The sequence below is a fragment of the Streptomyces sp. NPDC041784 genome (assembly GCF_055591025.1).
In genome coordinates this window covers 3,775-17,209 of record NZ_JBVJAB010000048.1, presented here as the reverse complement: position 1 = coordinate 17,209, position 13,435 = coordinate 3,775, and the positions used below count along the sequence as shown (strand labels likewise).

At 68.8% G+C, this 13,435-nt stretch carries 11 protein-coding genes and 3 pseudogenes; 9 read left to right on the top strand and 5 right to left on the bottom strand.

From position 1 onward, the window contains the following. Window positions 1-218 precede the first annotated feature (218 nt). From ACZ6D7_RS44360 to ACZ6D7_RS44350, 3 genes and pseudogenes are all read left to right on the top strand, one after another. A complete protein-coding gene (locus ACZ6D7_RS44360; RefSeq protein WP_469503872.1) occupies window positions 219-1,343 on the top strand; it encodes a 4Fe-4S binding protein in 1,125 nt (374 codons plus the stop codon). Between the two features lie 43 nt (window positions 1,344-1,386). Continuing rightward, a pseudogene (locus ACZ6D7_RS44355) lies at window positions 1,387-2,635 on the top strand (DUF3533 domain-containing protein). Window positions 2,636-2,825: 190 nt separating this feature from the next. Beyond that, entirely contained in the window at window positions 2,826-3,395 is a 570-nt protein-coding gene (locus ACZ6D7_RS44350) for a TetR/AcrR family transcriptional regulator (RefSeq protein WP_469503869.1), read from the top strand. Between the two features lie 24 nt (window positions 3,396-3,419). On the opposite strand, the gene ACZ6D7_RS44345 is transcribed toward ACZ6D7_RS44350, so the two are convergent. Further along, window positions 3,420-3,944 carry a TetR/AcrR family transcriptional regulator gene (locus tag ACZ6D7_RS44345; protein WP_469503867.1) on the bottom strand — a complete coding sequence of 175 codons (525 nt, stop codon included), beginning with the start codon at window positions 3,942-3,944 and terminating at the stop codon, window positions 3,420-3,422. Window positions 3,945-4,036: 92 nt separating this feature from the next. Here ACZ6D7_RS44345 and ACZ6D7_RS44340 point away from each other — a divergent pair, with 92 nt between their 5' ends. Both ACZ6D7_RS44340 and ACZ6D7_RS44335 read left to right on the top strand, forming a co-directional pair. Beyond that, on the top strand, window positions 4,037-4,852 hold the full coding sequence (locus ACZ6D7_RS44340) for an oxidoreductase (protein WP_469503864.1): 816 nt from the start codon (window positions 4,037-4,039) through the stop codon (window positions 4,850-4,852). Window positions 4,853-4,916: 64 nt separating this feature from the next. After that, window positions 4,917-5,891, top strand: coding sequence for an NmrA family NAD(P)-binding protein (locus ACZ6D7_RS44335; RefSeq protein WP_469503862.1), 975 nt, complete (start codon window positions 4,917-4,919; stop codon window positions 5,889-5,891). 191 nt (window positions 5,892-6,082) lie between these two features. Here the strand turns inward: ACZ6D7_RS44335 and ACZ6D7_RS44330 are convergent. Together ACZ6D7_RS44330 and ACZ6D7_RS44325 are read right to left on the bottom strand one after the other, a co-directional pair. Next, window positions 6,083-6,668: pseudogene (locus ACZ6D7_RS44330) on the bottom strand (sensor histidine kinase); the annotation flags it as partial. 34 nt (window positions 6,669-6,702) lie between these two features. Further along, window positions 6,703-7,913: pseudogene (locus ACZ6D7_RS44325) on the bottom strand (IS256 family transposase). 492 nt (window positions 7,914-8,405) lie between these two features. Here ACZ6D7_RS44325 and ACZ6D7_RS44320 point away from each other — a divergent pair. The 3 genes from ACZ6D7_RS44320 to ACZ6D7_RS44310 all read left to right on the top strand — a co-directional run bounded on the left by ACZ6D7_RS44320 (window position 8,406) and on the right by ACZ6D7_RS44310 (window position 9,940). Next, window positions 8,406-8,633 (top strand): hypothetical protein, encoded by a 228-nt coding sequence (locus ACZ6D7_RS44320; RefSeq protein WP_469503860.1) that lies wholly within the window; start codon window positions 8,406-8,408, stop codon window positions 8,631-8,633. A 73-nt stretch (window positions 8,634-8,706) separates the two neighbouring features. Further along, entirely contained in the window at window positions 8,707-9,258 is a 552-nt protein-coding gene (locus tag ACZ6D7_RS44315) for a hypothetical protein (RefSeq protein WP_469503857.1), read from the top strand. Window positions 9,259-9,367: 109 nt separating this feature from the next. After that, on the top strand, window positions 9,368-9,940 hold the full coding sequence (locus ACZ6D7_RS44310) for a GNAT family N-acetyltransferase (protein WP_469503855.1): 573 nt from the start codon (window positions 9,368-9,370) through the stop codon (window positions 9,938-9,940). A gap of 65 nt (window positions 9,941-10,005) precedes the next feature. On the opposite strand, the gene ACZ6D7_RS44305 is transcribed toward ACZ6D7_RS44310, so the two are convergent. Further along, window positions 10,006-10,302 (bottom strand): hypothetical protein, encoded by a 297-nt coding sequence (locus ACZ6D7_RS44305; protein WP_469503852.1) that lies wholly within the window; start codon window positions 10,300-10,302, stop codon window positions 10,006-10,008. Window positions 10,303-10,612: 310 nt separating this feature from the next. On the opposite strand from ACZ6D7_RS44305, the gene ACZ6D7_RS44300 reads away from it, so the two are divergent. Further along, window positions 10,613-11,374 carry an HNH endonuclease gene (locus tag ACZ6D7_RS44300; protein ID WP_469503849.1) on the top strand — a complete coding sequence of 254 codons (762 nt, stop codon included), beginning with the start codon at window positions 10,613-10,615 and terminating at the stop codon, window positions 11,372-11,374. 34 nt (window positions 11,375-11,408) lie between these two features. Here the strand turns inward: ACZ6D7_RS44300 and ACZ6D7_RS44295 are convergent, their stop codons facing one another. Next, the gene (locus ACZ6D7_RS44295) at window positions 11,409-11,957 is read right to left on the bottom strand and encodes a hypothetical protein (RefSeq protein ID WP_469503847.1); all 549 of its coding nucleotides are present in this window, start codon (window positions 11,955-11,957) and stop codon (window positions 11,409-11,411) included. Window positions 11,958-13,435 lie beyond the last annotated feature (1,478 nt).

Genomic DNA, 13,435 nt, shown 5'->3' with positions numbered 1-13,435 from the left:
CGGCCTCACAGGCATCCAGCGGCCCGGACCAACTCGTGGGGCTGAGCCCTGATCGCCTGGCGATCGATCGCCAACGTCCGCGAGGAACTTGATCGACAGCCCGCAGAAGAGGCTCGCCGCTTGGGCTTGCGCGCGGAAACCGATCGGTTTACGGTGGTGAAACTGATCGGTTTCTCGCCGTGGTGGCGAGCCTCGAACCCGCATCCCTAGGAGCACGGATGACTGCCGCGCGCGACGCCGAGGGGCAACCCACTCATCCCAGGCTTCCGGCGAAGCTGGCGGCCCACCCGTCGGTACAGGCCGTACTCGCCCGGCGCAGGACCGGCGGCATCGCGCGTCCGTCGGCGGTGATCGACGCGGAATGGCTGCGCGAGCTGTGCCTCGCGGCCGGCGCGGACGACGCCGCCCCGGTCAGCCTGGATCACCCCGATCTGGCCGGCGAGCGCGAGCACGTACAGGCCGCGCTGCCCGGCACCCGCACCCTGATCGCGATGGCGGTCCGGATGAACCGCGACAACTGCCGCTCCCCCGCCCGCAGCGTGGCCAACCAGGAGTTCCACCAGACCGACGAACAGGCCAACCACGCCGCCCGCAGCGTCACGCAGGCGCTCCAGGACGCTGGATACCGCGCGCTCAATCCCTCCGTCGGCTTTCCCCAGGAGATGGACCGCTTCCCCAGCGAGCGGATCTGGGTGGTGGCGCACAAGACGGTCGCCGTGGCCGCCGGGCTCGGCGTGATGGGCCTGCACCGCAACGTCATCCACCCGAAGTTCGGCAGCTTCGTCCTGCTGGTCACCGTCCTGGTGGACGCGGAGGTGAGCGAGTACGGGCAGAAGCTGGACTACAACCCCTGCATCGACTGCAAGTTGTGCGTCGCCGCCTGCCCGGTCGGTGCCATCGCCAAGGACGGTGCCTTCGACGCGCTGGCCTGCACTACACACAACTACCGCGAGTTCATGAGCGGGTTCACCGACTGGGCGCAGACCGTGGCCGACAGCGAGGACGCCGCCGACTACCGCTCCCGGGTCAGCGATTCCGAGAGCGCATCCATGTGGCAGAGCCTGTCCTCACCGCCCGGCTACAAGTCCGGCTACTGCCTTGCCGTCTGCCCCGCCGGAGAGAACGTCCTGGGCCCGTACCTGGACGACCGCAAGACCTTCATGGACACCGTGCTGCGACCGCTCCAGGACAAGAAGGAAACCCTGTACGTCCTGCCGGGCTCCCACGCACAGGAGTACGCCCGGCGCCGCTTCCCCCACAAGCCTCTCAAGGAAGTGACCGGTGGCTGGCAGCCCCCGGCGAAACGCGCCGCGTCCACCGACCGAGAGACACATACGTCATGAGTGGCATTCACCCCTCCGCGTCCTGCGCGCCAAGCCGCTGTGGATGGCGAACGGCGTCATCACGGGCGTACTCGCGCTGCTGTTCGCCGTGTTCTACGTCGGCGCCGACATCGATCCGCCCGACCACCTGACCAAACGGCCCGTCGGCCTCGTCAACGCCGACAAGGGAGCCGCCGCCGGCGGCAAGCAGGTCAACCTGGGGGCTCGGATCACCGAGTCGATCGAGAAGTCGACCGCGAGCGGGGACAAGATCGACTGGAAGGTGATGGACGAGAAGGAGATGAAGGAGGGGCTCGGCAAGGGCAAGCTGTACGGCGCGCTCGTCGTCCCCACCGACTTCACCTCCTCCGCCACCGCCCTGACCGGCACCACGACCACCGGGACCCCGGCCCGCCCGACGCTGACGGTGCTCACCAATGAGTCCGCCGGCAGCCTGGGCTCCGGCCTCGCCCGGACGGCGACGACCCAGGCGGCCGAGAACGCCTCGCTCCAGGTGGGGAAGGAGCTGACCGCCCAGACCGGCGCGCAGCAGACGAAGCTGCCCGGCGCGGCACGCGTCCTGCTCGCCGCCCAGCCGCCGTCACGGTCGAGGACGGCCACCCCCTCGACTCACACAGCGGCCTGGGCCTGACGGCGTTCTACTACGCGCTCACCCTCGTGGTCGTCGGCATGCTCTCCGCCAACGTCCTCAGCGGCCAGGTCGACCACGCCCTCGGCTACGCCCACAACGACCTGGGCCCGCTGCGCCTGCACCGCCCGCTGATCCGGGCGACCCGGGTCCAGGCCCTCGCCGTCAGCAGCACCCTCATGACCGGCCTGTCGCTGCTGGTGGGCACCCTGGTCATGGTCGGCGCGGTCGGCATCATGGGCATGGACGCCTCCCACTGCCCCTGCTGTGGCTGTACTCGGTGTGCGCCATCGACGTCACCGGGATCGGCGTGCTCACTCTCCTCGCGGTCTTCGGCACGCCCGGCATGCTGGTGGTCACGCTGGTCCTCATCGGGATGGCGGTACCCACGGCCGGTGCCACGACCCCCATCGAGGCCCTGCCCGGCTTCTACCGCTTCCTCTCGGAGTTCGAGCCTCTGCGGCAGATCACCGGCGGCATCCGCTCGATTCTCTACTACCACGCCCAGGGCGACGCGGGTCTGACGCGAGGCTGGGTCATGATGGCCGCCGCCCTTGCGGCAGCCGCGCTGTTCGGCTTCGGCGTACTGGGGTGGTACGACCGCAAGGGACTGCACCGCATCCCGGCGCAGACGAAGCCCGAGAAGAGCGCCGTACCGGCGTAACTGCAGGTCACCCAGAGACGGGCCATCACTCGGAGTGACCCCGGTGTGTGTCGCCCTGCCGGGGACGTCAGGCGCGCACACCATCATGGCTCGGCGACGGTCCATCCCCCAGGCCGTCGCCGAGCCCCTGCCTGGACACCATGAAAACCGATCGGTTTTCATTTCGTCTGCTTCGGGTTGACCTCCCGGTATGACCACCGAAGTGAAGCTGAGCCCCAGGGAGCGGTTGCTGGAGGCGGCGGCCACGCTCACCTACCGAGACGGCGTCAGCATCGGCGTCGAGGCGTTGTGCAAGGCGGCGGGGGTGTCGAAACGCTCCATGTACCAGCTGTTCGAGAGCAAGGACGAACTCCTGGCGGCAAGCCTCAAGGAGCGCGCCTCCGCCTACGTGGCGACTCTCCTGCCTGCGGCGGATGACGGCCGGTCACCCCGCGAGCGGATCCTGCACGTCTTCGAGCAGGTGGAAGCACGGGCCGGCGCCCCCGAGTTCCGCGGCTGCCGGTACCTGGCCGTGCAGGTCGAACCCAAGGGCCAGAGTCACCCCGCGAGCCGGGTCGCCCATCAGGTCAAGGCGAACCTGACCGCCTTCTTCCGCGCCGAGGCCGAGCAGGGCGAGGCGGGCGATCCCGATCTGCTGGCCCGGCAGCTCAGCCTGGTCTTCGACGAAGCCAGCGCCCGCCCGGGAATCCAGGCCGACAACCTGACCGGGCTCATCGCACCCACGGTGACCACGTTGCTCGACGCGGCAGGCGTGCGCTGACGCGTCGCCCGTCCAGGAACTCCCTCACCTCCCGGCGCTCGCGGGAAGTCCGATGGCCGTGAGCGTGTTGCCGAGCATGCCGCAGGCGAAGAAGCCTGCGGTCCTGTCGGCATCGGCGCCCAGCGACAGGTGCACGGATTCCCAGATACTCATCCAGCCGGCCCGGACGACCTCACCGATCAGGTCATCACCCTGCGCCTCGGCAGCCGCCACGGCGGCGTATCCCTGCATCTGCATCAGGAGTGTCTCGGGACGCGTCGAGATCAGCTGCGCGTAAGCGCTCGTCATGGCCTGAAGAACCCGCTCGGCGCCCTCCACCCCGTCGGCCGCCCTCTCGAAAGCCAGGCGGGTGTCGTCCATGCTCCGCACCAGAGCGGCGACGAAGATCGCCTTCTTGTCCGGGAAGAGCCGGAAGAGATACGGCTGCGTGACTCCGACCCGCTGGGCCATCGCCGCCGTGGAGGTGCCGTGGTAGCCCGTGCACGCGAACTCGGCAATCGCCGCGCGGATGACGCCCTCACGCCTCTCCTGCGCACTGATCCTGCCCATGGCGACATTCTCCCTGCCTGAACTTGCGCGCGGAAACCGATCGGTTTACTGTAATGGAAACCGATCGGTTTTCAATGAGTGCGGGAGTCCAGATGACGACAGATCGGCCGGTGGCACTCGTGACGGGTGCGTCATCCGGTATCGGGAAGGAAACCGCGCTCGCCCTGGTCGCAGCCGGATTCAACGTGGTCGGCACAAGCCGTGACACCTCACGCGTCACTCCGCTCGACGGCGTGACGTTCCTCGGACTCGACGTCGCCAGTGACGCCTCGGTCACCGCCGCGGTCCAGGAGGTGAGCGAGCGGTTCGGGCGGATCGACGTCCTGGTCAACAACGCCGGCGTCGGCTCGATGGGTGCGGCGGAGGAGACCTCTGTCGATCAGGCCCGGTCCGTCTTCGACACCAACGTCTTCGGCGTCATGCGCATGGTGAACGAGGTCCTGCCGCACATGCGTGCTCAGCGCCGCGGGCGCATCATCAACATCTCGTCCGTGCTCGGGTTCCTGCCTCAGCCCTACATGGTCGCCTACGCCGCCTCCAAGCACGCGATCGAGGGCTACACCGAGTCCCTGGACCACGAGATCCGCGACCACGGCGTCCGAGCGCTCCTCGTCGAACCCGCCTACACCAGGACCGGGTTCGAGGCCAACAGCGCGAAGCCCGACACCACCATGCATGCGTACGCCAAGCAGCGGCAGACCGTCGACCGCGTCATGGCGGAGGCAGTCAGGGGCGGCGACGCCCCCGCCGTCGTCGCCCGGGCGATCGTCACGGCAGCGACCGCCCCGAAGCCGAAGCCGCGTTACAGCGCAGGCTCCCTGGCCGGACGCGCACGCGTACTGCGCCGCCTCGCTCCCGCCGCAGTCTTCGACAAGCAGATCCGCAAGATGAACCAGCTGGCCGGCTGACGCGCAGGCGCTGCCTGGGCCTTCCGAACAGCCGTCTCACCCCCACCAGACAGAGGACACCTTGATGCCAGAGCGCACCCCCATCCTGATCACTGGTGCCGCCGGCGAGATCGGTGGTGTGAGCCGGACGATGGTCGACATGCTGCTTGAACAAGGGCACCCGGTAAGGGCGTTCGTGCGCCAGGACGACGAACGCGCGCACTCGCTCCGCCGGGCCGGCGCCGAGGTCTTCGTCGGTGACCTGCTCACCATCGCCGACGTGACCGCCGCGCTGAAGGGGGTGCGGCGCATCTACTTCAGCATGAGTCTGTCGCCGTACTACACCGACGCCGTGAGCCTGATGGCCGCGGCGGCGCGGGTCCGGGGCGACATCGAAGTGTTCGTCAACATCTCCGAGTACGAGCAGTCGTTCATGACGTACGAGAAAATGACCGCACCGGAGGAAGAACGGCGTGCGTGGCTCGGCGGACTCATCGCCGACTGGTCGCCGCAGCAACGGGCCCACTGGGTCGCCGAGCAGGTGCTGGACTGGTCCGGCCTCCCGACCGTCAACATCCGCGGAGCCATGTTCGTCGAGAACCCGCTGATGACCTGGCTGGCACTGGAGCCGCTGAGCAGAGGTGAACTGCGCCTGCCCTTCGGCGACCACCGACTCGCGCCCATCGCGGGGTACGACGTGGCCGAACTGTGCGTGAAGATCCTCACCGACCCGGCACCCCACATTTCGAAGTCCTACGACCTCAACGGCCCGGAGCTCAAGGACATGCACGGGTTCGCAGAGGACTACGCGGCCGTGCTGGGACACCCGGTCACCTACGTTCCCGAAGACGTGGAAACCTGGAACGAGACCTACGTCGACACCGCCCTGGCCGCGCTCCCACACACCGCAGAGCATCTGAAGACCCTGACCCGGCTGATGGGCGGCGGCGGGTACCGCGGCACCACCGACCAGCTGGAAACCCTGCTCGGACGCCCGCCGAAGACCGTGCGCTGGGCGTTGGAGAACCATCCGCGCATCCGGAAGCTGGCGGCTGCCTGAGCCGCTGACCGGTCCGGAGCAGACGAGAACACCGCGCGGCCGCACGGAGTCGACCGACCAGGTCGTCGTGGCGGCAGGCGGTGATCTCCGAGCCGCGCGCGGGTCGGGCGGTGGAGGTCCACAGCAGCCGGGCTCAGCCGGGTGGCGGGTGAGGTGGTTGATCGTTTCTGCGGCAGTGGCGGTGGGCGTGGTCATCTGGTGGTCTTCCGGTTCCGAAGGGCTGCCGCGGTGAAGCGCGTCATGCCTCGGTGGCGGTGGGCCAGGTCGCGGGCGATGGCGAGGCCCAGGCCGGTGCCGCCGTGGTCGCGGGAGCGGGCGTCGTCGAGCCGGACGAAGCGTTCGAAGATGCGCTCGGCGTCCTCGGTGGGCACGCCCGGTCCGTCGTCGTGCACCGTGAGGACGACCCAGGCGTCCTGGTTTCGGATGGTGATCTGGATGCGGTGTGCGGCGTGGCGGGCGGCGTTGTCGATGAGGTTGCGCAGCAGCCGTGCGTATTCGTCTGGAGTTTCCGTGTGCGTGTGCGTGTGCGGGGGCGGTGCTGTCGCAAGTGAGGGTCAACGGTCGTTCGGTGAGGGGGTATTGCTCGGTCAGTCGAGAGGCGAGGCCTGTCAGGTCGACGGTTTCGGGCCGGCTATGGGGGTGCGGGTGTCGAGGCGGGCGAGGAGCAGCAGGTCTTCGGCGAGGGCGTGGAGGCGGCGGGTCTGTCGCGGCGGTGTTGGCCGCGGCGGGCCAGTCGGTGCGTTCCGGGTAGGCGAGCGCGACTTCCAGGCTGGGGGTCTGTGTAGCAAACGGTGGACTCGGTCGGATTTGTTCAGCGGCGTCCGGCGGTGAGCCGGCCGTCGAAGGTGATGTCGAAGGCTTGGAGTGCGGCCTTCCAGCGCATGGTCCAGCGTTTGCGTCCGGTGCCGGTCGGGTCCAGGCTCATGACGGCCAGGTAGACGCATTTGAGGGCGGCCTGGTCGGTGGGGAAGTGCCCCCTGGCCCGGACGGCCTTGCGGATCCGCGCGTTGATGCTCTCGATCGCGTTGGTGGTGCAGATGATCTTGCGGATCTCCACGTCGAACCGGAGGAAGGGCACGAATTCCGCCCAGGCTGCCTCCCCGAGCCGGACGATCGCCGGATACTTCCCGCCCCAGGCGTCGGTGAACTCCACGAACCGCTCCAGCGCGGCGTCCTCGGTCGGCGCGGTGTAGACCGGCCTGAGCGCCTTCGCGATCTTCTCCCAGTCCTGCCGGGCCGCGTAACGAAAGCGGTTCCTCAGCAGGTGAACGACACAGGTCTGGACGATCGTCGCAGGCCAGACGGTATTCACGGCGTCCGGGAGGCCGGTCAGGCCGTCGCAAACCAGCATCAGGACGTCGGCCGCGCCGCGGTTCTTTATCTCGGTCAGGACCTGGAGCCAGTACTTCGCACCTTCACCGCCGTCGCCGATCCACAGGCCCAGGATTTCCCGGTGCCCCTCGGCGGTAACCGCCACCGCCATGTACACAGGCCGGTTGGCAACCTGCCCGTCCCTGACCTTCACGTTCACACAGTCGATGAAGACGACCGGGTAGACGCTGTCCAGCGGATTGGTTCTGCCATTCCGTCATGCCGGCCATCACGCTGTCGGTGATCGTGGAGATCGTGGACTTGGAGATCTCCGCGCCGTACACCTGGGCAAGATGCGCGGAGATCTCCCCAGGCGTGCGTCAGCCCTTTCGCCGACAGCGACAGGACCATCTCGTCCACCCCGCCCAGACGCCGCTGACGCTTCTTGACCAGCTGAGGCTCGAACGACCCGGCCGGGTCCCGCGGCACCGCGATCTCGACCGGCCCCGACTCGGTGATCACCGTCTTGGACCGGTGCCCGTTGCGGTAGTTCTCCCGACCGCCCTCGGCCCGCTCGCCGGGCTCGTGCCCCAGATGATCAGTGAGTTCGCCCTCCAGGGCGGACTCCAGCACCCGCTTGGTCAGCTGCTGCAGCAGGCCGCTCTCCCCGGTGAGCTTCACCCCACCGGCCTGAGCCCGGGCCACCACCAGTGACCGTACGTCTCGGCTGAATCATGTCGTGTCGTGGCTTTCGCGGTCGGGTACGGCTTTCGGCAAGCCGTCACGGTGGGGAGGTTGCGAGGTGGGGAAGGCGGGCCGGGCCAAGCAGGAGCGCAGCAGGGACAGGGCGGGGCAGTGGTCGGCGGCGGGTGCGGCTCGGGCGGCGCTGCGGCTGCGGGAGCAGACGCGGCGGTGTCTGACCGGTAATCCGTGGGTGCAGATGACACTCGCTTCCAACATGAACAACGTCGTCAGCGAGCTGCAGGCGGTGCTGCTCCACAGCAATCCGGCGGACTTGGCGGACAAGCCCGAGGACATCGTGCGTGATGCGGCGTTGTCGCTGACGCTGGGGAAGCAGGGGTATCGCCCGCCGTGGCCTCGTGGAGCGGGGGGGGGGGCGCTTCGTGGCAGGTGCGGCAGATCGGGAGGCTGCTGCGGCAGGCGGAGGTGCTCGTCGTCTCTCCGGCCGCGCACGCTGCAGTCATGGCCGCGGCGGTCACCCTTGAGCCGGCCGACCTCAGTACTCTGGACCGCGACCGGGACATTCTCGTGCCCACCGGGCTCTTGGTGCTGCCCGAGCCGGTTGTGATCGTCAACCGCACGGGTTCGTTGTCGGACACCAGGGCGTTCGGCTGGCAGTTCATCACCCAGCATCAGGTCTTGCCCACTGCCCAGTACGCCGGCGTGCTGGTGAACTTTCATGGACCGTGACGGGCCGGTGCAGCCAGCTGGATGGCGGCAGGCGGTCTCCCGGGCGTGTGCGTCGGCAAGTCCGCTGCCTCCGTTGGAGCCGGACGGCATGTATGGGATGCGGGGCGATGCGTGCCTGGCGGAGGAGAGCGCCGAGGCGCTCGCGGACCTGTCCGAGCAGCACCGGCAGATGCAGAGGGCCCTCACCCGGGCCTCCGAGTGGCGTGCGGAGCCTGTTCCCGAGACGGGGGAGTGGGGCGGCGGCCGCGTGGATGACCCGTACGACGATTTCGTGGGCCGCTACATGTTCGCCTTCTGGCGGCTGAACGCCCAGGGCGTCGCAGCCGCCCACCTCTCGCAAACCGAGACTGGACCGCGTTCGGCCCAGGGCGGGAACGACGGCGGTGTGCCGGATGACCCGGATGTGAGGGTCATCCGGCTCGCTGCGCCTTCGCCGCGTCCGCCGGATCCGGCGGGGGAGACGAAGCGGGTGTATCACCACAGGTGGCCGGTGCGGATGCACAAGGTCAGGCAGTGGTACCCCAGCCGTCAGGAGCACCGGGTGATCTGGCGCGGCCCGTACATCAAGGGACCTGCCGGCGCCCCGTTGATGATGGGGGAGAAGGCCTATCTGGTAGACCCATAGGCCTGCGGGGCTGTGCGGCGCGTCCGGCGTCACCGGGGACGTACGCGCCCCCCGACCATCCGGATAAACGGATGGTCGGGGGCGAGCGTGACGCGGCAGGATGCTCCGCATGACCTTGCCCACCCCCGAGCTGCACACCGCCCGCCTGCGACTGCGGCCGTTCACCGACGCCGACGCGGCGCCGCTCTACGCGCTGCACAGCAGCGCCAACGTGCTGCGTTACTGGGACTCCCCGCCGTGGACCGAACCGGCCCGCGCCCAGCGCTTCATCGCGACCTGCCGGACGATCGAGGAGGAAGGCACGGGAGCGCGGGTGGCCGTCGACCGCGTCTCCGACGGCGCGTTTATCGGTTGGTGCGGCCTGACCAGCTGGAACCCGGACTTCCGCAGCGCGTCCCTGGGCTACGTCTTCGACGCCGCCGCGTGGGGCCACGGCTACGCCACGGAGACCGCGCACGCCGTCCTGCGGTGGGCGTTCGACACCCTGGACCTGAACCGCGTCCAGGCCGAGACCGACACCCGCAACGTGGCGTCCGCCCGGGTCCTGGAGAAGCTCGGGTTCGTCCGCGAAGGCACCCTCCGCGAGGACTGCGTCGTCAACGGCGACGTCTCCGACTCCTGGGTCTTCGGTCTCCTCCGCCGCGAGTGGCACCCGACGGCCACGCCGTCGGCCGGCCGCTAGGACCGAGACCTGCCCGCCTTTCGGTCCGCATCCCCCCGAGGTCACCGTGGGCCGCTCCGGCGGGCTCAGAACTCCTGCGTCATCAGGGCGACCGAGCCGCGCTGGACAGGCGCCTCGCCCGGCTCGCTCCACACCTTGGCCACCGCGGCGCTCATACGCTCGTTCATCGCCGCGTCGACCACGGCCCGAAACTCCTCGGGGACCTCGAGGGTGTCCTGAATGGCGACCATCGTGCCGAAGCGGGTACCGATCCACCCGATGGTGGTGACTTTCCAGTCGAGCTGACGGGCAGCTTTGCGTATCGCGGCCCTGATCAGTTCGACTCCGCCGAGCCCGACGGCCTCCTCGTCGTCCAGGTTCACCTGGTAGGAGCCGCCGGCGCCCTCGGGACAGGAACGCGAAGCAACGGGACCAGGGCCTCGGCCATGGCGAGGCAGCGCGGGTCCTTCGCGTAGGAAGCCATCCGAGCATCGTAGAACCGCGCCCACGCACCGGTCCGTCGTACGTGGCCGATCACTCAAAGAGGCTCTCCACGAGATACGTCCTCCCGAGCCAGGGGATGGCGGCCACAAACTCTTCAGCGGCAGCCCGGTTGTCGGTGGTGCGTGCCAGGATGCCGTCACGGCACGGGGACGGCACCCAAGGGGAGAGCTTGTGCGGGGGAGTGACAGTGTGGACGAAGGTGGCCTGCCCGCATGGCTGCAGGGCATGCGGGCGCGGCGCACGGTGTCCCGTGACCAGGAACTACGTGATGGCCTCGGCCGGTTCGGTACGGGCTACAGAATGATGCTGGACAGCCGGATCGGCGCGGGCAAGACGATCGAAGCGGGCCGACTCCTGGCGGACATGATTCGCGGGGAGGCAAGTCCGCACGTGCAGTGTCTCGTGAACGGGCAGACCCGCGCAGCGGATTTGCTGAGGTTCAAGCAGGTACTCGGCGCGGCGGAGCACGCAACGATGCCCGGTGAACTCCTCCTGCGCGAGAAGCCCTTCGCGCTCCGGAAGATGCGCGCCAGGTCAGTGCCCTGGCGCGCGCGGTACCGGGAACTTCGGCGGCGAGCCGAGGCAAGGGAGGCGGCTGGCCTGGACCAGGACCGGATCTTCACCTCCGGAGAGCGCCGTGCCCGCAGCGGCGCCGCCCGCGAGGCGGTCCTGCTGCGCAGCCGGGGACGGTGCGAGAACCCCGACTGCCTGCTCGCTGTCCTGCCCTACCGCACTGCAGCAGGACAGCCCCTGCTGGAAATCGATCACATCGACGACCACGCCCAGGGCGGCAGCGACAAGCCGGGCGCCATGATTGCGTTGTGTCCCAACTGCCATGCCAACAAGACGCGCGGTGCGGACCGTAGCGCACTGCGGGAACGCCTGAGGGGCGTGGCACAGGCGCTGGACTCTGCCGTTATCCACCAGGACCAGAACGGACCACGCACATGAGTCACTGCCTGCTTCCGCAGTGAAGCCCCTGCCGTCAGATAGGTTCCAGGAGGTCGACAACGGAAAGCCCGGTCTCGCCGTTGACGAGTTGAAGGGCGACTTCGGCCCTGGCCGCGAGGTCGAGCGGGACAAGGTCTTCGGCATACGCGGCGTGCGCGATGCGGTCCAGGCCCGCGCCGACCAAGGGTGCAGCAGTGCGCAGCGAGGCCTCCAGGGCAACGCCCTGGGTGGCGCCACCGTGCAGGATGAAGTTGCGAGTGCGGTATAGGCGCCGCGGCGCGATGCGGAAGGCGCTAGCGACGTCGACGAGCACTGGTCGGGGGCCTTGGACCAAGTCGGCCATGCGCTGCGCAGCGGGCCAGTCGCTGTACTTCGTCGACGCCCGGGTGAAGTCCAGAGCTGAGGCGCCGCCCGCGTGCAGCGCGTCGGCGACCAGGCGGGCATGCTCCTGGTTCGTGCTGCAGGTCGCGATGCTCCGGCCGAGACCATCCTGGGTGCGGGGCTTGTGCCGGTGTGCGAGAGCGGTGAGCTCGGCCCGGGGCCACGAGCAGGCGATGATGGCCGCCATGCGGTCGGCAGCCACGGCTTTCCCGGACCGCTCGTTCTCCGGCTTGGGGTCGTCCGGGTGCGTCAGCAGCGACTCGACGGCAGAGTTCCAGGGCGTCGTCGACCCGGCTGCGGGTGCCGGCGACCTGGTAGAGGTGCCCCTCGTTGACCAGCGTCAGGACGTCCGCGCATCGCGCCGGGGGATCAAGCGGAATAGCCTCCGGGTGTCCGGCGACCCAGATATGGGGGAGGGGCTCCACTCCTCCGCGGTCCTTGCGCAGGAACAGCGAGCGGGCGGTCATCCGCTCCACCATCTGCCAGGCCTGTTCGGCGGCGCTGAAGGGATCCAGCGCCGTGAACCGGTAGACGAAGCCGCCCCCGGGCCGGACGCCCACGGTGTCGTGGCCGTGTTCGCGCAGCCAGGCGATGACCTTGCCCTTGTCGTACCAGTGCTCCAGCGGTTCGGCGAGATCCCGCCGCGGCACCTTCTCCAGCGCCACCAGCACCTCGTACGCGCGGGCCGGAGTCCGCACGGTTCAGCCGTCGAGCCGCCGCATCAACGTGGCCTTCGCCTCCAGCCTGCACCACTCTTCGGATCGCCCATTCCCGGTCCCGTCTGCGCGGTGCTTGTGCCCCGGCCTCGCCCGTTGACCGGGCCGTGTCGGCTTCGCACCTGCCCGCGTCACTGTCGAAGCCGACTGTCTCACCCTCGAACGCGCGGAAATCTGTGTTTGTTGGAGTAGACATTGGGGTGGGAGCGTGGTTAAGGTTTCTCTCGTAGCCGAGATCAATCGGGGCCTGGCAGACACGAACTGCCAGGCAGCAGTACAAGCAGGTGCAGTACGCAGGACGGTGCGGTGGTGGAGTTGCGAAGCCAGGGTTGTTGCAGGACGGCGACGGGACTGGCGACCGGACCGGGTGGCCCGCATTGATCAGGGGCCGCCGTGAGCAGGACCGCGGTTGACGCGGTGGCAGTACCCGTAAGTGCAGTTCGCGGTACCCAGCAGTGAAGCAAGTGAGCAGCACCTCGGTGAAGGCGTCGGCTGCGGACGCGCGCACCGGGAGGTTCGGCAGTGGGGTTCCAAGCCAGAGCAGACGCAGGACGGGCGACGGGGCTGGCTGCCGAAGAGCGGCGCTGCCACAGGCCGCTGAGCAGTTCGCATCACCAGCAGTACGCAGTACCCCACTTGTAAGCAGTTGATCCCAGAGGGAAGAACGGAGGAGCCGAGCGCCATCAGGATCGCCCGGGCCGACATCTTGAACCCGGGTACCGCAGGACATCGATAGTGAGGTGGTCTCCGGTCAAGCAACCGCGATCCCAGCACCCCCGACAGCATCAAGGTCAGGGCTGCGGAAACAAACGGCCGACGCCCTGTCAGGGTCGGCAGATGGTGTAGCAGTTCCTTCGGGGCCTTGGTGGCGTGCGGGACCAAAACCCCCCGACACGTTCCGCAGAGAGGGGTAGAGGGCAGCAAAAGACCCGCTTTGCCGTCTCGCCAACAAGGAATACCCCGC

Coding starts and splice junctions, on each gene's coding strand:
- ACZ6D7_RS44320 (WP_469503860.1), top strand. CDS start 8,406: ATGGCCGCGGCGGTCACCCTTGAGCCGGCCGACCTCAGTACTCTGGAC.
- ACZ6D7_RS44350 (WP_469503869.1), top strand. CDS start 2,826: ATGACCACCGAAGTGAAGCTGAGCCCCAGGGAGCGGTTGCTGGAGGCG.
- ACZ6D7_RS44345 (WP_469503867.1), bottom strand. CDS start 3,944: ATGGGCAGGATCAGTGCGCAGGAGAGGCGTGAGGGCGTCATCCGCGCG.
- ACZ6D7_RS44360 (WP_469503872.1), top strand. CDS start 219: ATGACTGCCGCGCGCGACGCCGAGGGGCAACCCACTCATCCCAGGCTT.
- ACZ6D7_RS44310 (WP_469503855.1), top strand. CDS start 9,368: ATGACCTTGCCCACCCCCGAGCTGCACACCGCCCGCCTGCGACTGCGG.
- ACZ6D7_RS44340 (WP_469503864.1), top strand. CDS start 4,037: ATGACGACAGATCGGCCGGTGGCACTCGTGACGGGTGCGTCATCCGGT.
- ACZ6D7_RS44335 (WP_469503862.1), top strand. CDS start 4,917: ATGCCAGAGCGCACCCCCATCCTGATCACTGGTGCCGCCGGCGAGATC.